At 36.9% G+C, this 21,796-nt stretch carries 17 protein-coding genes and 1 pseudogene; 7 read left to right on the forward strand and 11 right to left on the reverse strand.

Annotation, left to right across the window (positions count from 1 at the left end; translation table 11 throughout):
* Window positions 1–13 precede the first annotated feature (13 nt).
* The gene (locus tag ACZ8ZH_RS11595; protein WP_119063687.1) at window positions 14–2,200 is read right to left on the reverse strand and encodes a TonB-dependent receptor; all 2,187 of its coding nucleotides are present in this window, start codon (window positions 2,198–2,200) and stop codon (window positions 14–16) included.
* A 313-nt stretch (window positions 2,201–2,513) separates the two neighbouring features.
* Here ACZ8ZH_RS11595 and ACZ8ZH_RS11600 point away from each other — a divergent pair, with 313 nt between their 5' ends.
* Window positions 2,514–3,440, forward strand: coding sequence for a helix-turn-helix transcriptional regulator (locus ACZ8ZH_RS11600; RefSeq protein WP_086208347.1), 927 nt, complete (start codon window positions 2,514–2,516; stop codon window positions 3,438–3,440).
* A 429-nt stretch (window positions 3,441–3,869) separates the two neighbouring features.
* Here the strand turns inward: ACZ8ZH_RS11600 and ACZ8ZH_RS11605 are convergent, their stop codons facing one another.
* Window positions 3,870–4,787: a Csu type fimbrial protein gene (locus tag ACZ8ZH_RS11605; protein WP_228199426.1), complete on the reverse strand. Its 918-nt coding sequence runs from the start codon at window positions 4,785–4,787 to the stop codon at window positions 3,870–3,872.
* A gap of 113 nt (window positions 4,788–4,900) precedes the next feature.
* Window positions 4,901–7,288, reverse strand: coding sequence for a fimbria/pilus outer membrane usher protein (locus ACZ8ZH_RS11610; protein ID WP_119063688.1), 2,388 nt, complete (start codon window positions 7,286–7,288; stop codon window positions 4,901–4,903).
* A 217-nt stretch (window positions 7,289–7,505) separates the two neighbouring features.
* Here ACZ8ZH_RS11610 and ACZ8ZH_RS11615 point away from each other — a divergent pair, with 217 nt between their 5' ends.
* Window positions 7,506–8,531: an IS30-like element ISAba125 family transposase gene (locus ACZ8ZH_RS11615; protein WP_001988464.1), complete on the forward strand. Its 1,026-nt coding sequence runs from the start codon at window positions 7,506–7,508 to the stop codon at window positions 8,529–8,531.
* Here ACZ8ZH_RS11615 and ACZ8ZH_RS11620 read toward each other — a convergent pair.
* Window positions 8,458–9,096: a fimbrial biogenesis chaperone gene (locus tag ACZ8ZH_RS11620; RefSeq protein ID WP_470247733.1), complete on the reverse strand. Its 639-nt coding sequence runs from the start codon at window positions 9,094–9,096 to the stop codon at window positions 8,458–8,460. The genes ACZ8ZH_RS11615 and ACZ8ZH_RS11620 overlap by 74 nt on opposite strands.
* Window positions 9,097–9,178: 82 nt before the next feature.
* Window positions 9,179–9,706, reverse strand: a complete 528-nt coding sequence (locus tag ACZ8ZH_RS11625) for a Csu type fimbrial protein (RefSeq protein WP_119063690.1) — start codon at window positions 9,704–9,706, stop codon at window positions 9,179–9,181.
* 1,430 nt (window positions 9,707–11,136) lie between these two features.
* On the opposite strand from ACZ8ZH_RS11625, the gene ACZ8ZH_RS11630 reads away from it, so the two are divergent.
* Window positions 11,137–11,950, forward strand: a protein-coding gene (locus ACZ8ZH_RS11630; protein ID WP_139841352.1) for an IS5 family transposase whose coding sequence is annotated in 2 segments (ribosomal slippage) — window positions 11,137–11,526 and window positions 11,528–11,950 — 813 coding nt in all. Because the reading frame shifts where the segments join, the coding sequence is not laid out codon by codon here.
* A gap of 424 nt (window positions 11,951–12,374) precedes the next feature.
* Here the strand turns inward: ACZ8ZH_RS11630 and ACZ8ZH_RS11635 are convergent.
* The 4 genes and pseudogenes from ACZ8ZH_RS11635 to ACZ8ZH_RS11650 all read right to left on the reverse strand — a co-directional run.
* A complete protein-coding gene (locus ACZ8ZH_RS11635; RefSeq protein WP_265936075.1) occupies window positions 12,375–12,506 on the reverse strand; it encodes a hypothetical protein in 132 nt (43 codons plus the stop codon).
* A gap of 17 nt (window positions 12,507–12,523) precedes the next feature.
* Complete coding sequence (locus ACZ8ZH_RS11640) at window positions 12,524–13,369, reverse strand: hypothetical protein (RefSeq protein WP_119063483.1); 846 nt, start codon at window positions 13,367–13,369, stop codon at window positions 12,524–12,526.
* A 14-nt stretch (window positions 13,370–13,383) separates the two neighbouring features.
* Window positions 13,384–14,151 (reverse strand): hypothetical protein, encoded by a 768-nt coding sequence (locus ACZ8ZH_RS11645; protein WP_470247734.1) that lies wholly within the window; start codon window positions 14,149–14,151, stop codon window positions 13,384–13,386.
* A gap of 261 nt (window positions 14,152–14,412) precedes the next feature.
* Window positions 14,413–14,604: pseudogene (locus ACZ8ZH_RS11650) on the reverse strand (recombination directionality factor); the annotation flags it as partial.
* Window positions 14,605–14,814: 210 nt separating this feature from the next.
* Between ACZ8ZH_RS11650 and mutS the strand changes: the two are divergent.
* The 4 genes from mutS to ACZ8ZH_RS11670 all read left to right on the forward strand — a co-directional run bounded on the left by mutS (window position 14,815) and on the right by ACZ8ZH_RS11670 (window position 19,610).
* A complete protein-coding gene (mutS, locus tag ACZ8ZH_RS11655) occupies window positions 14,815–17,430 on the forward strand; it encodes a DNA mismatch repair protein MutS (protein WP_119063580.1) in 2,616 nt (871 codons plus the stop codon).
* Between the two features lie 207 nt (window positions 17,431–17,637).
* A complete protein-coding gene (gene fdxA, locus ACZ8ZH_RS11660; RefSeq protein WP_010327061.1) occupies window positions 17,638–17,961 on the forward strand; it encodes a ferredoxin FdxA in 324 nt (107 codons plus the stop codon).
* Window positions 17,962–18,092: 131 nt separating this feature from the next.
* Window positions 18,093–18,812, forward strand: a complete 720-nt coding sequence (locus tag ACZ8ZH_RS11665; RefSeq protein WP_086208353.1) for a D-Ala-D-Ala carboxypeptidase family metallohydrolase — start codon at window positions 18,093–18,095, stop codon at window positions 18,810–18,812.
* Between the two features lie 132 nt (window positions 18,813–18,944).
* On the forward strand, window positions 18,945–19,610 hold the full coding sequence (locus tag ACZ8ZH_RS11670; protein WP_086208354.1) for an O-methyltransferase: 666 nt from the start codon (window positions 18,945–18,947) through the stop codon (window positions 19,608–19,610).
* Between the two features lie 79 nt (window positions 19,611–19,689).
* Here ACZ8ZH_RS11670 and ACZ8ZH_RS11675 read toward each other — a convergent pair.
* A protein-coding gene (locus ACZ8ZH_RS11675) for an IS4 family transposase (RefSeq protein WP_470247926.1) occupies window positions 19,690–20,780 on the reverse strand; the annotation gives its coding sequence in 2 pieces (ribosomal slippage) (window positions 19,690–20,240 and window positions 20,240–20,780; 1,092 coding nt in all).
* A 160-nt stretch (window positions 20,781–20,940) separates the two neighbouring features.
* Window positions 20,941–21,783 carry a universal stress protein gene (locus ACZ8ZH_RS11680; RefSeq protein ID WP_110975168.1) on the reverse strand — a complete coding sequence of 281 codons (843 nt, stop codon included), beginning with the start codon at window positions 21,781–21,783 and terminating at the stop codon, window positions 20,941–20,943.
* Window positions 21,784–21,796: the final 13 nt, after the last annotated feature.

Below are 21,796 nucleotides of genomic sequence, written 5' to 3' on the forward strand. Positions count from 1 at the left end.
AATGATTTTGATTTTAAAAATCGAACTGCATTGAAAGCTTGTAAGTACGTGGCTGACCTACAGAAACAAAGGCACCATTCCAAACACCTGCCCAATACTGTTTATCAAAAACGTTGTCTACTCCACCTCTAAACGTGACCTTTCGATTTGCAAGTGACGTTACATAACGTCCCCCTAAATCCAAACGAGCCCAACTTGGTAGTTTTTGTGTATTTGCAGCATTAACATACATACTGCCTGTATATATCGTATTTGCAGTTAAGGTGAGCCCCTGTAACTGATTTACATCCCACTCAAAACCTAAATTCGACTGCCAATGTGGAATGCCATAGACATCATTTCCATCATATTTTCCTTGTGTTGTTTTGGCTTGCTCTGCATCCATATACACCACGCCACCTAAAACTCGTAAGTTGTCACGGAGCTCACCCGCTGTAGTCCACTCCACGCCTCGGTTTTGCTGTTCTCCACTCATGCTGTAGTAATTCGTTAGAGAATCACCCATGATCAGCGGTTTCGTAATCTGATAAATACTTAAGGTATTTCTAAAAGTCCCACTGTCCCATTTCGTACCAAGCTCATATTGTTTCGATTTATACGGTGCAAGTGTTGCTCCATAGTTGGATGCAGTCGTATCTGTCACTGACTCCCCAGGCGATAAACCCTCAACATAGTTACCATACAATGCCACTGAGTTATTCCATGGTTTAATAACAAAACCGACTGCTGGAGTGATTTCATTTTTATTGTATGCAGAGCCTTCTACAGGTTTTCCATCATTAATGCTAAAGCTCTGAGACTTAACTTGTTGGTGACGAAGTCCAAGAATAAGTTGATATTTATCATCCTTAAATGAAAGAGTATCTGCGAGTGCGACACTACTTAAAGTGACATCTGATGTTTTAGGAACATACGTTGGAGTTACTGCTAATGCAGCAGGGGTAGATGGAGAATAAATATTTGAGGACCACATTGCTGCTGTACCAGCTGCGTTTTTGGTCGAAAGCCCCATATGCACATCTTGATCAATCACATTGGCACTCAAAACCAACTGATGATTAATATTCCCTGTCGCAAAATGGCCACGAATCCCTACTTCAGCCGAATCGACATCGGTTACATTTGCTGTACTTCGAGAAACAGCCGTATAGTTGCCATTGGCCTGAGCATTCATACCAAGTGCATTATTCGCCATATAACCATGTGCTTTTTGGTGCTTAGTTCCTGCTGTTAGATAAGCCGTCCAATCATCTACAAAGTCATATTCAACATGACCAATTGCAGCCGTTGTTTCTGTAACACCGTATGAACCTGGCATCGTGTTAATAGACGCATCGGGTGCTTTAGGAATATTAGATGACGCAAAAGACAGCATTAAGGGCATAGCGCCTGATAGCTCTTCCTTAATATCATAAATATCTAAAGACGCACGTAAATCTTCCCCGCGATAATCTAGAGCAATCGAACCTAAACGTCGATCTTCAGTTTGACCATCCAAAGCCGTATCGCCATGCGATTTCAACGCATTCACACGTAGACCGAACTCATTGTTTTCACCAAAACGTCGGCCAATATCGACATGCGCCCCTAAGTTCGAATCTGAAGAATAGGTGGTCGTTAATCGTGTGATCGGATCATCTGTTGCACGTTTTGGCACCACATTAATAACCCCTCCAACAGCCCCGCCTAATGACATTCCATACAACAACCCACTGGTGCCACGAAACACCTCAACACGATCTAAAAACTCAGTTGGAACACGATTATGAGGGACTAAGCCAAAAGCACCATTCCATGCCAGTTCATGACTTTGGGTATATAAACCACGAATATTAAAATATTCTCCCAGACCATTTGAGGACATTACAGTGCGTACAGAAGGATCGCTTTGTAGTGCTTCTGCAACCGTTTTCGCCTGATGATCTTCTATGTATTTTGAGGTATAACTCGTGATACTAAATGGTGTATCTAATGCCTCTTTTTCACCTAAAATCCCAATCTGACTTTTTTTACTCACTTGACCACTTGCCAATTCATTTTCAGAAACGGCCGAACTCACAATCGTTGCTAACTGACTCGCGCCTTGACTGTTTTTTTCCCCTTGGATGTCTATGCTTTCCCCTGCAACCACATTTTGGGTTAATAACAATGCAATACTCAAAGACAACATGGATCTTTTTACCTGAAACACTGTATTCATTTTTCACCTTAAACGGGACAAGTGTATTTGAAAGTTGAGGAATACTATCAAGAATCATTCTCAATAAAAAATAATATTGGAAATATGTTTACAGAATTGGGAAAGTGTCTGTTTTTTAATATAAAAATTAACCGCAGGATTTAAACTTGATTGCAAAGATATACATTATTTTTTAATCATAATCGGTTTCAATCACCGATTACGTTACAGAAAAATTGGGGCTTAAATCCTATATACCCATCAATTAAGGATTGACAATCCCCATCGTTAAAATGAAAATAATTATCATTTGTAATTTAAAGTAGCGCTGTGGATGTCGATCTACATTGATTCTCATAAATCGGTATTAGAACAAGTGGGCAATATATTTTTGGATGCTCATTCTCAGTTGCCCAACCACCAACTTAATCATTTTAATCCATCTGATGGTGAAGGTTATAGTGAGCTCTATGATTTCGGTAAGCTCTGTGTAGGTAAAGGTAAATATTGGCTAACCCAACCTTTGACCATGAGTGCCGAAGCTTCTCTTCATTCTTTCGGTTTAACCTTGTTACTTTCTGGCACTCATCATATTCAAAATCATAAAAATAAAATGGAATATGAAATCCATTCACCAATGATTATTCTACGCAAAGGGAATTTAGGCTTACAGACGATCTACTTACAACCTCAGAAAATGATGTCTCTCATTAGTTTAGATTTTAATGAAACCATGTTGAAAATGATTACATCAAACATCGGAGATTGCGATGTAACACGTTTCTTTTTAGACCCGTCCTCACCCACAATACAGACATGTAATATTCCCAATAAAGATATTTTGCATCAGGCACATTATTTACTCAATTTAGCTCCTGCACAGAGTTCAATAGATTTACTGCACCTCGAAGGTGCTGCGCTTGAATTATTAAGTTTAATTTTGCATAAAAACGCTAAAGAAAATTCACTCCCGCTCGCCATTCAAAAGAGTATCTTTATATTAGAAAACCAATTTGATAAGAAAATTACGATTCGTACTTTGGCTAAACAAGCTGGAATTAATGAATGTGATTTAAAACGCTTATTTAAACAATATACAGGGCAAACCATCGGCCATTTTTTACGTGATGTTCGAATGAAACATGCCCAATTATTATTAAAAGAAGGTGTTTCTTTAGACAACGTAGCCAACCAAATCGGCTACAGTAGCACACAATATTTTAAACAAGTTTTTGAGCAGCACTTTGGTTATCATTTTTAAAATGACTGGGTATATACTCAAAAGAATGACAACAATAGCACTGAAACAACATGATAATGAGTCAATTGACTCGATATAATGATCCATATAACATAAATCAACACACACGTTTATATTTATCAGCTATAAAATTTAAAATAAAACTCGAACTCAACTCATCTCATCCGCTCAACAACTTATTGTTATAAAAATCTCAAAATATATAACCACATTTAAATGTATTTAATCTTAATTTTAACTGAGTTTTTTTAAACCCTATAAGTATAAAATCAATGAAAAAATATAGACCTGTTATTTCTGTGAATATTTCAACATTATTATATTTTTAGTTAAATTAAAAACTAGATTTACATATCGAAAATCTTAGTAGCTATTCATACTTTAATTCTATTACAAATATAGAATAGCCACAGATCTAAAATACCCTTATTAATATGTCACTGTTACCACTACAGTATCACTGTAACTTCCTGGAGGAGGAATACTCACACCTTGTGGAATCCGCCCATATACGGTAAAGGTTTGATTGCTACCTGTGCCAGTACCAGCTACGCCACCACTTCCACCAGTTGCTGTTACACCGCCCGTACTATCCCAAATATTGGTCCGCGCAGATTCTTTGTATAGTTGATAGGCTAAATAATTACTTCCATTTACCATCCTACGGTTTCCACCAGTGATACGATTATTCCCATTACCCAAGTAAATTGAATAGTTACGATTCACATTACAACGCGTAACGACAGCACCATTAGCGTCATAATTACTATCTATTACACCTGCATCAGCAATATTACCAAAATCAATATCTGTTACAGAAGTTAAATAACAAATTCCTGGTACGACATAATTAAATGTATAGTCAATACTGCCTGAATCCCATCCATTATTATTTCCCGTTCCACCTTCACAGACAGTTCCCGATGCTGCTTGCATATCTACATATAGCTTTAGAGTAGATGTATATGTTCCAGCAGGAAGGATTGTGGAAGGTGCTGGTACAGTAATGGTTAGAGAAATGTTCATATTATTATTTGTTGTCGTCGTCGTTCCTGGTCCATACCATGTTCCTGTTGTTGCATTTGAACCAGTTGTGGTCACGCCTGCTGTCGCAGTGACCGTATAAGGTAAAGTATAACTTGCATTAGGGCCCGTCATAGGTGAAGAAAAAACAGGCTTTAAACAAGTATAAGCACTCGTTCCAGCATTATTATTTTCTTGGCAACGCCAAGTTCCAGTGAGTGTTAATGTTGCTGCATTACCATAATTAGCGGCAGTATAAGTGTAGGTACTGGATGATGTACCTGTATATGTACACGCAGCATGCGCTTGTTTAGGTGTAAGCAATAAAAAAAACAAGCAAGATGTTAAAAACAAAAAACTCAACAAATAATTTAAGGGGCGTGTTCGAGTTAAAGTATTAAAACTTCGACTGTTCAAATTATTTACACTTAGATTTTTCATGAACATATATATGGCCCTAATTTCTGAGTTGTTGCCTGATCTTGATCATATTGGAATTCAACAGAACATTGTCCGCCATCCAACAAATCAACAACTAGCTTATTCTTTGGTAGCAATCCACGTAAGAACACTTCACCATCATAACCAATCATACTGCTCGTCTGCCCATTAAGGCTGACTGAATAACCAACAGGAAGTGGTTTTAAATTTTTATCTAGCAATACAACGGTAGCTGAAATAATATTCTTTGCCGCAAAATCAAGCACAATACCTTGTTGATAACCCGCAATCGCCAAATTTTCTGTTTTTTCGGCTTCCCAACCCGTAGGTAAATACTGAGTATCCAAATAAATATGATTCTTAGCATAAGGTGTTAAATGCGAAATTAGAAAGTTTCCGTTATGATTTGCTTTACCTAAATTCACACCACCATTAATAATTTCACTTTTAGGGCCTGCATTTTTAACAATCGCAAAAGCATCCCCAATTTCATTGCTCGCAAAAATATCACCTTGTGCTATAACTAAGGCACCTCTTGCACCTAGCATGGTTTGTGAGCTGCTGCCAAACTGGCTGTATCGCCCAAACAAATAAGCTGGCCGCGAACGATAATTCAGATATGCTGTGTTAAGATCTGACTCCCCTTCACTATGCGTCGTTGCCACGCCCCATCCAAAACTACCTAATTTTGGATCACTAATACTATTCAACTCTTGGGTATATTTTATATTTCCATAATCATTGCTTACACTTGTAGATGCTTTTAACTTCGACGACAGATCAAATCTCAAAGCTAAGTATGCGCCATAATTATCATGATCATTAAAATCTTGATACAGTGAAGAATATAGATTAATCCGATCCGTAATATTGCCACTTAAACTGAGTGAAAATAAATCATATTGCTCATTTGTATATTTTAAACGGTTATAATTACTCGAAATACTCCAACCAGGAATTGGATTAAAATTCAAGCCTGCTCGAATTATTTCTTCTGCAGTCGCACTATTTTCAACGACATCACTATCCGTAGAAAAGTTAGAGTTTTGATAATTGATGAGTGATAATCGGGCCAAATCATAGTAGTCTTTACTTGCACCTTGATAGCTAAAATTAAAAGATGAAGATGGACTTAAGCGTCCCTCAACACCAATTAACCCCAGAAATCCTTGATTTCCTTCATAGCTACTGCCCACTACGTTAAAATTCCAAACCCCTCGACCCGCAATATTTTGTGCATAACCTACACCTAAATTTGCTAAACCATCTGTTGATGTTTCAATATGGCCAGTCGCTGTTTGTGAATTAGAAATAGCTTGGCGTAAAGAGCCAGATGCAAAGACAATATCCGAATCATAATCATTAGATTTAGTACTATAATTATAACGAGGGACACCAACATCAACAGAAAACTCTTGAATTCCTTCTTTTAAAATTTTTGGTGAATAGTAATAATATTGTTTATTTACTTGTTGCTGCCCTAATGCATCAGTAGTGACTAATGTCATTTCATTACCTGAAATAAAAGGTAAACTCTTAACATCAAAGGGGCCAGATGGAATTTCACCTGAATATATCTTCTGCTGATTAACAAACAAATCTAAAGACGATGGTAGCGCTGCTGTGCCTGAAAACTGAGGTAATGCCGCCGTAATAATATCTGAGCGCAAAGTATAAGCACTGGACCACTGTAATCCCAATAGTCTGAGACTACTCCCCCAATCTACAGTATTACTATTAAAATCACCAAGTACATAAGAACGAATTTTTTCTGAGTCTATATATTGCCACTTAGACTCTAAACGTACAGATCGGTTGTTTGAATCCTCTGTATCCTGATTATATAAGAAGCCAGACGAAAAAGAGCCATAACTAGAGTTATATATCGCATTTGCTATAGCTGAAAAATAGTTTTCATCATCCAAATAAGTATTATTGATTTCATAATTCAATACTACTGTTTGTATACTTTTTTGTGGAATAAGTCGGTCTTCAGTAATGACATTTCCTTTTAAATCTACTGTATGGGCCTCTAAATTTTTATCTGTAATTTTTATCTGTAATGTTTGTTCATTTTCATTATATGAATACACCAGATCTTTAATATCATTCAAAGCAATGAGTTGCTCATCTTTTAGCTGTACAGGTAATTTAATTCTAAGCTTGCGTAAATCACGAGCTTTGATCAAGATCTTCTGATTTTTTGAGTCTAAATAACTTTGAATTAGGTCGTTAGATGATGAACCATTAACTGAAGAAATTAAAAATAGTGGAACAAGGTCCTGACTATTAACATCCTTTTTTTCAACTGCACCTATTTCTTCAGCATATACTTGGCCTAAAGAGATGTAGGTAACTAAACACGTACATAGAAAATACTTCATATTCTTATCTAACTTAGTAAGAGATATCTTTACCATTTATATTTGCTTGAATGGTGTATTTGTGTGTTGCAATATAATTAAACTTTTCGTTTAAAGGATATGTTTTCACATTGCCATTTAAAACATAGCCATTTAAAGTATTAATTTCAATAGGGTAAGACTGGGCAGAGTAAAACTTGAAGTGCGACATAAACCACCTAATTAATTTAAAGGGTTTATGGAGTATATAAAATTGTCATACCATCATCTTAACTTTGAAGATCGTACTGCATTAATGCTTGAGTCAAGAAAAGAAGGCTTTTCAGCCAGAAAATTTGCTGAACTTATTAAAAGACATCCTAGTACGATCTATCGTGAGCTTAAAAGAAATAGCATCAATGACGTTTATCAAGCTCAATATGCTTCTGATAACACTTTTGCTAGACGTAGACGTGGTCACAGAAAACTCAAAATCGATTCAATCCTCTGGAAATTTATTGTTGAAGCGATCCGTTGTTTATGGTCTCCTCAGCAAATAGCAAAGCGTTTAAAGACATTTCCTGATTTGGATCAAACAATGAATGTAAGCCATACAACGATTTATTCAACGATACGAGCATTACCCAAGGGTGAGTTGAAAAAAGACTTATTATCCTGTCTACGTCATGAAAATAAAAAGCGAAAAGCTAACGGTGAACCTAAAAAAGATTCTATATTACAGGATATTAAAACTATTCATGAGCGCCCAGCCGAAGTTCAAGAAAGAAAAATACCGGGTCATTGGGAAGCTGATTTAATTAAAGGTAAAGACAATAAAAGTTCGATAGCAACACTTATTGAACGAAATACACGGCTCTGTATCTTGGCAACATTACCTGATGCAAAGGCAGAATCAGTGCGCAAGGCTTTAACTGAAGCTCTGAAATATTTACCTGCAGAACTGCGTAAAACGTTGACCTATGACCGTGGACGTGAGATGTCAGAACATAAAATACTCGAAGAAGATTTAGGCATAGATGTATATTTCTGTGACCCACATTCACCCTGGCAAAAAGGCACATGCGAAAATATGAATGGTTTAATTAGGCAATATTTACCTAAAGGGATTGATTTAAATCAGGCAGATCAGCATTATTTAAATCAAGTTGCCATGTCACTGAATACTCGTCCTAGAAAGGCGTTAGATTGGCTTACACCATTAGAGAAATTTGCTCAGCTTGTTGATTATCATATGGCTTTTGAAACTGTCGCACCTCATGTTTGAATTCGCCCTGTTTCGTCGTCTCATCTATCAGCTTTAAGCTAGTGAGCTGAATAAAACGACCACCAATATTATTAACTTCAATTATAGATTTGCCATCTTGATGTAATAGTTGAGCTTTTGCTTCACGAATTGACTTTGGGTTGGTTATAAATAAAGGTAATGAAGTTCTTAATACAACATTAATCCCTTGCCCTATTGTTCTTGAATCTACAACCGTGGGTAACTCATCAATCCAAATCCTGTAGCTTTCTTCTTTCTCAATCGCTGTTTCATTAACTCGTACCACTCTTAAATTATAAGATTGCTGCCCATTAAGCGATAAGGCAGGTGGACTGACAACAACATCATTAGTGGAAATATATGATTCTTCATTCCCTTTCTGTTGCCATTTAAATACGCGTATCTGTAAATTTGTTTTTTCATTTGAATCATTGGCAATAGTTAAACTACTGCTTTGTTGACTTTGTGCCAATTCAATACTTACAGGGGAAATTTTTAACGCTGCAGCATGCACTCCAGCACTACATAAAAAAGTTAAAACGGTCACAAAAAAACTTTTATTCATTATACATAAACCTTAAATATTTTACATTGACACGTCTAGTGAACAAAGCTGACCGAGGTCAGCTTTGTTTTTCTTTTTCGAATTAATATGTAATTGTCAAAGCAACTGTATCGGTATAGCTACCAGCCTTAGGCAACGCCGTTCCTGCTGGAATACGACCATAAACATCATAAGTCTGCTGAATACCTGTACCCGTACCAGTCGCAACGTTCCCACCTACAGCAATTGCTGTCGCACGTGTAGAATCAGAAAATAAGTTGTATGGTAAATAGTCAGCTGTAGAGCCAGAACCTGTAATCATACGGCGTTGTGTTGAAGATACGTTATTACCAGCACCTGCTGTCAAAGTCCAAGTTGTGCCATTTGAACAAAGCACTCCAACTTTAGCACCACCAGAACCAGATGTATCCGCATCAACATTACTAGCAAGGGTTGTTATACTACCAAAATCAATAACTGCTGAAGTAACTGTTCCAGTTGCACTGGTATTCACATAACAGCTTTTCACAACAGTTGCTTTAATTAATAGACTACCTGTTGCTGTGTCAGCCATCGCATTCATTGATACGAATCCACTTACCGCAAGCATTGTTAAAACCAACTTTTTCATATTCGTTCCTAGTTCCTAGCAAAAAAACTTTGTTGCAACTATTTAATTTCAGTAAATCAACGGCTTTTGTATAGAAGAAATTTACCTATATAAAAACAGTCACAAAAGAAATAATTGCTTTCATACATAATACAAAAAAAATAAACCATTTCAACAAAAATATACTTTATTTGACGTAGTAGACACTTTTTAAAAAAACAACCACAATAAATTTATATATTTCAAATAACTGAATAAAAAACACTCATTAGTCAACTTAACTTTATTGACATCACTATTAGTTATTTCTAAATAATATTCAATCGTAGCCGATTTTCTTGGACAAACGTTTGTAAGCTAAAGTTCACTTAAATCATGAATAAGAAATTGACATGAAAAAAAGAGGACTAGAGCCATCAGTTGAGTGATCACACACAACTCACAGCTCTAATCCCTATGCTTTCCGATGGTTTTTGATTGATAGTTCTATCAAACAGAACCTTTATATCGCCATCCTTTACATATTTATTCCTATCATAAGCAAATGCATTTACTCAAGGTGTGTCTGGTGATATATCCTGTATGAGATATTCCTTGTCTAAGGCCTTATCTTGTGGGGCTTTTACATATGTAACCAGCAAAGCCTCATCTTATCTGAGGTGCCGCAATATGATTGATATCTCGATTAAATAGAACTTCTCTAACAGTAATCGCATCCTGATTTTTCAATCTCACGAATTTTAAAAAATTAATCCATAAATTTCTAAATCACCTTCACCAAAAAAGATTTTTTTATAAATTTTTAGCTACTTGATCTGATGCCTGCTGCATCAAACTATTTGAAATATCCCCCCATAACGTAACTGTGCTTGAGTATTACTATAAACTCGAATAAGTTCAGACAAAGAACTACGCCCAGCATTCGCTTCAGTTTCACCCCGTAGCCATAATACAGTTGGATTTGATGATGTATAACCATAATCACTTTGTAGTAAACTGGCTAATGTTGAATAAATAACATAATAACCAATTTTTCCATTTTCTGCCTGTATATGTAAAGCAGGAATTTAATCCATATGGGTTTGACTTAATTTAGTTAACATAATGTAATTTCTTTTTTTCGTTTAATATTTTTAAAGTGGTTAAACAAACATCTAGATATTGTTCATCTGTAATATTAATATAATGAGCATTAAATCCTAATAAGAATCCAATTTCATTTAAATTGATTTATTTTAGAAGTACATGAAGTATGATTAAATGTATTCAAACCCCATCATAATATTGTTTTGAATACATAGATATCCTAAAAAAAAGTTCCATAACCAAATTCATTTTTCCATTTTTCATTTAGCAGGTCATTTACAGTATCAGACCACATTACATTTAATCCATCAACTCCATAATATTAGATCTCTTGCGAAAGTAAGAAGTGGTTTATACTGAACGAGATGAGATATGAAAATTTAACACGATTTAATGATAAGGAATTCAAACGATTAGTTGGAGTTCCACGTCCTTTATTTGTCCAAATGGTTACTATTCTGCAAGAAGCAGAAAGAGCAAAGAAAAAATCTGGTCGTCCACACACATTAACGATTGAAGACCAATTATTATTAACTTTTAATTACTTACGCTCATATAGCACTCAAATTGAGTTAGCAGCAGCTTATGATATTGCAGAAAGTAATGTAAACCGAACGATTCATAAAGTCGAAACGGCACTCATGCGATCACGTCAATTTTCACTACCTAAAAGAGATCCCAAAATAAAAGAGCTTGATTTCGTGATTGTAGATGTGACTGAATCACAGATAGAGCGTCCTAAAAAAACAAGTAAATTACTATAGCGGTAAAAAGAAAAAACATACGCTTAAAACACAAGTTATTTTTAGTCCAAACCTGAATCAAATCATCAGTATTCAAGTTGCTACTGGACGCAGACATGATTTAACGATAGCAAGAAAATATGCTAAAGAGTTTGTAAATTTTAAGTGTATTATGGCTGATTTAGCCTATAAGGGCTTTAAAGAAATAAAGAGTAAGCTGCTAATAGCCATAAAGAAACCTAAAAATATGGAGTTATCGAAAGAAGCGAAAAGCATCAATAGAGAGATCAATCGTCGTAGAATAACAATTGAGCATATCAATTCAAAACTTAAAGTTTTCCGTATTCTTAGCGAACGTTATCGAAATCGAAGGAAACGATTTGGTTTAAGGATGAATTTAATTGCTGGACTGATCAACTGGATGATTCAAAATTAACTTTCGCAAGAGACATATTCTTTAGTGATTAACCAAAAGCGTTTATTACGTTTTATCAAAACGAATTGACGTGAGTCATATTTGGGCAATCTTGCTCTATCTGCATCTGTAATAGCATCAAATTCCTGAGCCAATCTTCTATTCTTTGCCTCCATCAGTCGCCGAACTTCTCCCTCCCGTTCCTCGTTTGTTAAAGGAACACACTTATATATAACCCAAGCTATAAAAACTACTAAAAGCAAAATCCATATAAAACCTTTAGTTGGTGTGTAGTTTTTTTTTATTTTTCCACCTTTAATAAACTTTTGGGTCTCACCTTTTCTACTTCAACAAACAATGAAAAAGTCTGATTAACATAGTTCACTATACTTGATTCACATAATTCACCATGCTAGAAATCTGTTCCAGTTGAAACACCATAAGCTCATTCAGCATAACCATAACCTAGATCCGAAAGCTCCTGATAGATAGCTGGAGTCGCATTAATCATTTCAGCATTTAATAGAATCAGAAGTTGCTCTATTCTATCTTTTGTGAGTTTTTGTGTAGTTGTCACTTTATGCACCTTTTAAATTATTTTTGTTCAACAATAGAACCTAATACAACTTTTTTTGCTTGTTTTTGAATAATTTTCCAGTCCTGTAGATACATGCTTTGAAATACTGCTGAGATTCTAACCTTCATTTCTGGTTCTAAAACAAATTCCTGTTCACATTTACGTGCTATTGGATTTACCGAATCTCCACAAGTAATTAAGGTAAGTACCTTTCCTCCTTTATCTTTTTCAACATATAAATCATCTATATCATATAAATCATTAGACCCCGTATTTATAGCCATCAATTCCTTATTTCGTTTCACCCATTTAGGATGAGGAATATATTTCTGCAGACCATATTCATACTCATCAGTAGGTATGTATATATGCATAAAATTAATTTCTTCTAAATGTTTTTTTGATGTTATTTTTGTCTCTAAGGTTGAATTGATTAATCTCGTTGATAAATCTCCATTATAACTTTTATCTGCATATACACCTACACTTACCCAATGATTATCAGGCAAATTAATTTCTTTTTTATACAGTTTTTCTGAGTATGGTGAAGCTTTATAATAAACAACTAGCACTAATCCATCGGTATAACGCATATCAAAACCAAAGGCCTGAATTTTAGATTGATAGGTTCGAGTCTTTCGTTTATATTTCTTACCTGTTACGAAACCTGTATTATCTTCATATTCAACCCAAGGTGCTTCTCTACCAAGGTTAACAGGCTTCCCTCCTAAGTCGCCTACACTATAACGTGCGCCATATTGATCTCGTGGTGTTATAAACTCTTGCATTTCTGGTTCTTTATTGGAGTCACAAGCTGTTAATAAAAGTACGCTGAGCCCTATTCCTAAAATTTTCTTTGCCATAAGACAACTCACTCTTATTTTTTTATGTTAGTTAGTAAAGACTGTGGTCTCACTTTCTCGACTTCACCAAACAAACTAAAAGTCTGACTCACGTAATTCACTACACCAGAAATCTGTTCCATATACTGCATTAGTTCTGGCGTTTTCTCTGCTTGAATCATTTTCACTGTCCTAGATGGATCAACCCCATCAAATTGACAATAAAAGAGTGGCTCTCCACGCTTTAAAATGAGATCTTTTGAAGTGTCATGCCATTCAAATGCCCACATCAGTGGTCTAGGCCAAATATGAATGGGAAAACGCCCACCAAATATCGTCCCCGGCAAAGGATTTTTTCTATAATGTCCAAATGCATCTAACTGAGTGATATACACCACTTCATCGGCAATAAAACAATAAGGTAATTTAAGCTGAAGAATAGGAACATTCGGTGTACGCCACTCATTTTCATTCACGAGTGTTAAAAGTTCACGTAACTTATTAGCGCGGACTGGTGATGCTTCACCAAGTACATTTATCAAGGTTGGCTTACCTTTTGAATCCCGATCAAAACGAAGATGAAAGTCAAATGGACAATTAATCACAAAGTATCTACTTTCTAGCTGAAGTACCGCAGGACAACGGCTTGCTGACTTGGCATGTTTCGTTTGTGGTTGAGATCGCATGCGATAAGGAGGTTCATAAAGTATGGCCGCCTTATAATCCGTTAGAAACCATCCCACCTGAATAGGTCCAGTACCTTCAATACGATCCTGATCTTCTATTGTAAAATGTATATGCATTGTTTTTATTCACAAGTATTAAGCTATTAGTTTATGGCACTTTAAATATGTTTTTTACCTAAAATTTAAATCGAACGTTTAAAAATTTGAACTTAAATAATTAATATTTCATGCTTTTAATCCATATTAAATATTTAAATTCAATCAGTGAAATTCATCACAGTTATTTATATGCTCTAACATTATTCGTGCTAGCGTCTTATTATAAAGGCAAAGAAATAAAGGACTATTAATGTGCCAAGCCCATCAGCCTCAACTAAATTGACATATTTCACCATTGCCGATACACACTGGACGCTCTGTATGACGGTCAAAAAGATTGTACTCAGTACGTAGGTTTAGCTCGAGATCATTGAAGAGCATGCCTACTAAAATACTACGGAGTTTTTGATTGAGTGCTTTAGCTCGGAGTTGTTCATCGAATGGATATTTCACCCAGCGCTCTTTGTACTGATTTAACGAGCAATTTGTTAATATAGACTTAGGTACCATTTATGCTGAGTATGCTAGCATAAAAACCTATACTAAAACCTACACTAATTTACTCAACAGTCTAGGTTTACATTGAACTAACATGGATTACATCAGACAGTTACCATTAAGTTATCTTTTTAAAAACTGTTTAAATTTAAAGGCTTTATTGTAGTGAAACAAGATAACTCAATGATTGACACATCCACTCTCACCCCGATGATGCAACAGTACATGGGCGTCAAAATGCAACATCCGCATTCTTTGATGTTCTATCGTATGGGTGACTTCTACGAGCTATTTTTTGAAGATGCACACAAGGCCGCTAAACTTCTCGGAATTACACTGACTCATCGTGGCAAAGCCAATGGTGAACCCATCCCTATGGCAGGTGTTCCTTATCATGCAGCAGAAGGCTACCTTGCGCGCTTGGTAAAAAAAGGTGAAACAGTCGTCATTTGCGAGCAAATTGGCGAAGTTACAGGTAAGGCCCCTGTTGAGCGTGGTGTTGTCAGGATTATTACACCAGGTACACTGACCGATGATGCCTTACTGACTGCACATCAAAGTTCAAACCTTGTGGCGCTTTGCATACAACAAAACGAAATTGGTATTGCACTGTTAGATTTGAGTGCGGGTTTATTTAAAGTTCAGCAACAAGAGTTTCAACTTGAGCAACTCGGTATTGAACTGTCTCGCCTCATGCCAAGTGAAATTTTGGTCGATGAAAATATTGTCGACCCCAACATTATTGAACACATTAAAAAGCTACTCGACTGCCCGGTAACACGCCGCCCGAATGTCGACTTTAACCTAAACAACGCACAAAAAACCTTATGCGATCAGTTTGCTGTATCGACTTTAGCAGGTTTCGGTATTGACCATTTGCCACTTGCCAAAGCGGCAGCAGCATCGCTGATTCATTATGCCAAAGAAACGCAAAAGACAGCCTTACCGCATATTCGCTCTATTCAGTTGGAACAAAGCAGTGATTTCATTGCGCTTGATCCTGTGACACGTAGAAACTTAGAGTTGGTTGAACCTCTGTTTGAACACGGCACGTCATTATTTCAACTCATCAATGACTGTCAAACAGCCATGGGCGGACGTTTACTTAGCCGCACGCTAATGCAACCATTACGTGACACCAAGCTTTTAGACGCACGTTTAGACGCGACTAAAAGTCTTGTAGATGGCTACCATGAATCACCAGTCCGTTTAGTCTTAAAAGAAATTGGAGACATCGAACGCGTTCTCAGTCGCGTGGCTTTAGGCAGTGCCCGTCCACGTGACTTAGTGCAACTGCGCCAAGCTTGTGCACAAATCCCTTATTTACGTCATGCCATTCAGCCCGTGATTCAAAGCAAGCAGTCTGCACTCATTACCCAATTGAATGAGGAATTGGGTGATTTCCATGGCTTACATCAACGTTTAATGTCTGCCATTGTTGAACATCCGCCTGTGCTTTTACGGGATGGCAATGTAATAGCCGAAGGTTTCGATCATGAACTAGATGAACTGCGTAAAATCCGCGATCATGCAGGACAGTACTTGATCGACCTTGAAATTCAAGAACGTCAAAATACTGGAATTTCAACCTTAAAAATTGGCTATAACCGTGTCAGCGGGTATTACATTGAACTGACCCGTGCACAAGCCGAGCAAGCACCTGATCACTACATTCGCCGTCAAACCTTGAAAAATGCTGAGCGTTATATCACGCCTGAGCTGAAAACCTTTGAAGACAAGGTGCTATCGAGTGAATCCCGTGCATTAGCCCGCGAAAAAATGCTGTTCGAAATGCTTTTAGATGAACTGCGCGCCGATATTGGTCATTTACAAATGATGAGCAGCGCTATTGCGCAGATCGACCTCTTAGCCAACTTTGCACATCAGGCTCGCTTACGCAATTGGTCACGTCCTGAGTATAGTCCCGAAACTGGGGTTAAAATTATTGCTGGACGTCATCCAGTGGTTGAGGCATTGAACAAAGCTACATTTACACCGAATGACACGACACTTGATTTCAACCACCGTATGGCCATTATTACTGGTCCTAATATGGGGGGTAAATCAACCTTTATGCGCCAAACGGCTTTAATTAGCCTATTGGCCTATTGTGGCTCCTATGTCCCTGCCCAATCGGCAGTATTAGGTCCTATTGATCGAATCTTTACCCGTATTGGTTCTGCCGATGACCTATCTACAGGCAAATCAACCTTTATGGTGGAAATGACTGAAACCTCGCAAATCCTACATCATGCAACCAATCAGTCTCTGGTTCTGATGGATGAAGTTGGTCGTGGCACCAGTACCTATGATGGTTTATCTTTGGCATGGGCTTGCGTACTTGACTTAACCAAACGTATTAAATGTTTATGTTTATTTGCCACCCACTACTTTGAACTGACCGAGCTGGCCAAAGAAACTGCTATTGATAACTACCATGTCACCGCAAAAGAACTCAATGGCAACCTGATTTTGTTACATAAAGTCCAACATGGGCCTGCAAGCCAAAGTCACGGCTTACAAGTGGCAAAATTGGCAGGTATTCCTGCCAGTGTGATCAAAGAAGCACAAAATCGTCTGAAAATTTTAGAGAAACAACAACTGCAAAAACCTAAAGTCGTTCAAAACGATTTGTTTGCTGCAATAGAAGCACCTGAAATTGAAACAATTGAACGTGTAGTCGAAATTGAGAAACCTTCTGCTGCACTTGAACTACTCAAGAGTATTGATGTCGATAATTTAAGCCCACGTGAAGCTTTACAACAGCTTTATGCATTGAAAGATCAGTTACATTCATAGTGGTTTTCTATTTTTGTCACCCATTTAGACCGTCAAAATGGCGGTCTTTTTTATTGTCAAAAGCAGTTTTCAGTAGAATGTTCAGTTTTTATCAAATTTAACAGCCGTGCATATAACAAATATCAATAAAAGCAATTGTTAGTTGGTGCCGTTTTTGCCTAAAATACACATTAGTTATTAGAACCATATTTTTAGGTAGCCTTCGCCATGACCTTTGTTGTCACTGAAAATTGTATTAAATGTAAATATCAAGACTGCGTAGAAGTTTGTCCAGTAGACTGTTTCTATGAAGGTCCAAACTTTCTAGTGATCAATCCAGATGAGTGTATTGATTGTGCACTGTGTGAACCTGAATGTCCTGCAAATGCAATTTTCTCTGAAGATGAACTGCCAGAAGGTCAAGAAGTCTTTATCGAACTGAATGCTGAATTATCACAAACTTGGCCAAACATTACCCAGATTGGTGATCAACCTGCTGACCGTGAAGAATGGAACGGTAAAACAGATAAGTTACAATACTTAGAAAAGTAACTCTAAAAAGATCAGCATAAGCTGATCTTTTTTTATACCTAAAACACACATTTGATTGCAATATTTCCAAATTTTCCCCATCAATATAGATTAAAATAATAGCCGTATTTTTTAAATATTTGATTTCTATAATGAAGAAATTTTTAAAGGGATTATTTGCGGTTAGCATAATCCCCTTGGTGATGATTGGCTGTACGACTTCATCTCACAAAGGCAAAACCATTACGACTCCCGATGGAAAACGTATTTTTATCCCACAAGAGCAAATTAGTTTTGACCGCCCTGCACCACCTAAAATTATTCCTTATACCTATAATGCTTGGATGTCTGTAGGTGACACACTAGCACGCGTACGTGAGTATGAAGTTTTCCTTGAACGTAATGGCGTTGGGAATATCATTCCAAGCTTTGAACTGCTCAGAACCGCTCGTGACTGGCAAAAATGTGGTCGCTCACAATATATGATTCCAAACCGTGAGCTTTGGAAAAACCAAATTGCGACTCTAAAAGTGTTTAAATATTTGGTTGCAGCCAAAGTACTGACCGATTTTGAAGTTACTTCAGTTTATCGTGATCTGCCTTTAAACCAATGTGCAGGTGGTGCCAACTCATCCCGCCACTTATTCAATTCTGCTATAGATTTTCGAATCGGACCTGAAAACCCGCAGCCGCAAGATTATGCATATATTGAAAATACTAAATTCCGTCTATGCCAATTTTGGGCTCAACACGGACAAAGCTTAAACATGGGCTTAGGCTTATATGCATCTGGTCAAATTCACATTGATACCCAAGGATATCGCACATGGGGCCCTGACCTTAGTCGAAATTCATCAATGTGTAATTACTAACTATTTTATAAGGAAAAGAGGTCAATTAGACCTCTTTTTTTAAGCATTGATTTAAACAAATATGGTCGGATAAATTGCACTCTGAAAATAAAAGTTTAAAATGCTCCACATCGCAACCAAGGTGAACATGCTATGCAACAAATGTGGACAGAGATTGATAACTATATCGACGCACATTTAATTCCTGAAGACCCCATTCTGACTCAAACTTTAGAAAATACAGAGAAACATGGTTTTCCAGATCACTTAGCTGTTGCACCCAACCAAGGCATGCTTTTACAAATGCTGATTCAAATGAATCAATGTAAGCGTGTGTTGGAGCTTGGTACTTTTGCTGCCTATAGCACCATGTGGTTAGCGCGCGCTTTGCCTGAAGATGGCTATATTTTAACAATTGAAGGGCGTGATACGCATGCCGCGATGGGTCAAGAAAATATCGACAAAGCTCAGCTTAAACAAACTGTTGAACTCGAATGTGGACGTGCAGCAGATATCCTTAAATCGCTGCCCGCAGACATTGAACCTTTTGACTTTATTTTTATTGATGCCGATAAGCAAAGTTACCCAGAGTATTTGGAATTAAGCCTCAAGCTATCTCATTCAGGTACTTTGATTTTCCTTGATAACGTGATTCGTGCAGGCGATATTATCAATCCTGAAAATCATAAGCCAAGTATTGAAGGGATCCGTGATATGTTTAAAGCAATGCAAAATCATCCGAAAATTTTGTCGTGCACCGCCATTCAAACTGTCGGTAGCAAAGGACATGATGGCTTTGCCTTAGCCATTGTAAAATAAGCTAAAACTTAGATTAAAAAATACCCAATTAATTTAAGCTTATATAAATTATAAACTTACACTCTGTACACGACAAATTTCACAGAACCCTTATCCTATCAGGATTCTGCCTTCTTAAAATTGCCAAAATTTCCTTAAACTCTTCTTTTTTCCCAAAACCAATTAAACGCTGAATCGCCATTTGAACATAGTCTAAACCATAGCGAAATAAACTCATTGAGAGTCGTCCATGCTTCTTTATTTTTATCGCTTTTTTTTGATCATGTTGCCATTCACCTGTTAAATAGCACCAACAGAAACCGATAGCTAGCACTGCTATCAATTTCTTGACTCGTCCAGGGTCTGTTAAACGAGTATTTTCAAGATTGAATCCACGTCCTTTGAGACAACTAAATAAGGTTTCGATTTCCCAGCGTAATGCATAATCACGAATAGCAGAAGCATTAAACATAGGAGAAACAACAAGTAAAAGTTCCCCATCTTCTAATCGTAGCGCACTAATATACAGTTTCACTCGACCAACCCAAATACGTCGTTTACGACATTCAGTTTGACCAACTTGAAGATGACGAAATAAATCACTAATTTTATGATTCCTGGCTAAGTGATTGGTCACAATAAAGTTTTTTTAACACGTATACAGAAGTTGATGTCATTTTCAATTAACCATGTAAACCATTTCTCACCGATAAATTCTCTGTCTGCGAACACATTCACAATACGGTCTTTACCAAAAATAGAGATAAAGCGTTGAATCAAAGCAATACGCTCTTTTGTATCTGAATTTCCACGTTTATTGAGCAATGTCCAAACAATAGGTATCGCTATTCCACGATAGACGATGGCTAACATCAAGATATTGATATCTCGTTTTCCCCATTTCCAATTGGTTCTATCTAAAGTCAGTTGCACTTTGTCGAATGAAAACATATTGAAAATCAACTGAGAAATTTGACGATAATCAAAATACTGACCTGCAAAGAAGCGTTGTATACGTCGATAAAATGATTGTGGTAAGCACTTGATGGGTAAGGCTTTAGATGCAGAAGAAAGATTACAGGTCTGTTTTACAATTAATGCAATCATAATCAGTGTAAAACATTTTACATGTGACTTGTTCCACTTTAGATATTTGTTTAAGATGAGATGTAACTCATTGAAATGTGTCATCATATTCGTCGTCAGAAAACAAGTATTATGCCATTATTTCAATGAGTTATCTATTTTTGTCGTGTACAGAGAAACTTACATTTACTGTCCATATAGTTATCCACAATTAATGCGGATAACTATGGATAAAAGGGGCACAATTTAGAGAAGTCACTCTATATTAGCGTGCCACCAATAAAGGCACTTTGGCATTCCTAAAAATAGTCGTAGCAATGCTACCCAAAAAGAACTGATGAATTTTACTGTGGCTAAATGCCCCTAGAACAATCAGTTGTATACCATGCTCATTCTGATATTCCAAAATATTTTCAGCCACATCACCATAGCGGTATTCAGTAATCACATCCAGATTCGCCTCTTTTAAATAACGTTCTGGCTCTGCTAGGATTTCAGGGTGGTCGCCAACATAGACTAAATGGCATTGTAAAAGACGCAGTAAATCACTTTGAGCAATTCGCTTCATCATCTTCACACAGGTCGGGGAATATTCATAAGCAAAGATAAAACGTGTAGGCGGTTTGAATGTATCACCCACGGTCATGACCGTGCATTTTGCTCCGCGAATAAAGTTTTCAACATTACTACCCAGTGGTTTATTACGTTCAGCCGATTTTTCTCCGACTCGACCAATCACGACAATGTCATCTTCATGTAATAAGTTAAAACTTTGCTCGAGGAAGTCTCCTTTTTCTTGAATATGTGTCGTATGCAAGCCGTGTGTTTCAAGAATGAGTTTAGAAATATGATCAAGTAGATTGTTACTGTAACTGAGTGCAAGTTCACTTTGTTTCTGCTCTAACTCAGCTAGCTCTTTGAGCAACATTGCATTGCTTTCAAATCCAATCACCCCACTAATTTCACCCAAGTGATAACTTGCAGGGTAATAATCCAAAACTTGTAAAAGGACCAATTCACGCCCTGTTTGTTTTGCAATCCAAGCAGACGCTTCTGCTAAGGCATTGATACAAGGGGAAGAATCAATACATGCAATGACTCGTTTCATTATCGCCTCTCAT

This window comes from Acinetobacter sp. SW-226, from assembly GCF_055632855.1.

Excerpts from the sequence above, each read along its gene's own strand:
- ACZ8ZH_RS11610 (WP_119063688.1), bottom strand. The coding sequence starts at position 7,288 with ATGAAGTATTTTCTATGTACGTGTTTAGTTACCTACATCTCTTTAGGC.
- ACZ8ZH_RS11645 (WP_470247734.1), bottom strand. The coding sequence starts at position 14,151 with ATGCATATACATTTTACAATAGAAGATCAGGATCGTATTGAAGGTACT.
- mutS (WP_119063580.1), top strand. The coding sequence starts at position 14,815 with ATGATTGACACATCCACTCTCACCCCGATGATGCAACAGTACATGGGC.
- ACZ8ZH_RS11670 (WP_086208354.1), top strand. The coding sequence starts at position 18,945 with ATGCAACAAATGTGGACAGAGATTGATAACTATATCGACGCACATTTA.
- fdxA (WP_010327061.1), top strand. The coding sequence starts at position 17,638 with ATGACCTTTGTTGTCACTGAAAATTGTATTAAATGTAAATATCAAGAC.
- ACZ8ZH_RS11620 (WP_470247733.1), bottom strand. The coding sequence starts at position 9,096 with ATGAATAAAAGTTTTTTTGTGACCGTTTTAACTTTTTTATGTAGTGCT.
- ACZ8ZH_RS11665 (WP_086208353.1), top strand. The coding sequence starts at position 18,093 with ATGAAGAAATTTTTAAAGGGATTATTTGCGGTTAGCATAATCCCCTTG.
- ACZ8ZH_RS11600 (WP_086208347.1), top strand. The coding sequence starts at position 2,514 with ATGTCGATCTACATTGATTCTCATAAATCGGTATTAGAACAAGTGGGC.
- ACZ8ZH_RS11595 (WP_119063687.1), bottom strand. The coding sequence starts at position 2,200 with ATGAATACAGTGTTTCAGGTAAAAAGATCCATGTTGTCTTTGAGTATT.
- ACZ8ZH_RS11640 (WP_119063483.1), bottom strand. The coding sequence starts at position 13,369 with ATGGCAAAGAAAATTTTAGGAATAGGGCTCAGCGTACTTTTATTAACA.
- ACZ8ZH_RS11625 (WP_119063690.1), bottom strand. The coding sequence starts at position 9,706 with ATGAAAAAGTTGGTTTTAACAATGCTTGCGGTAAGTGGATTCGTATCA.
- ACZ8ZH_RS11680 (WP_110975168.1), bottom strand. The coding sequence starts at position 21,783 with ATGAAACGAGTCATTGCATGTATTGATTCTTCCCCTTGTATCAATGCC.
- ACZ8ZH_RS11615 (WP_001988464.1), top strand. The coding sequence starts at position 7,506 with ATGGAGTATATAAAATTGTCATACCATCATCTTAACTTTGAAGATCGT.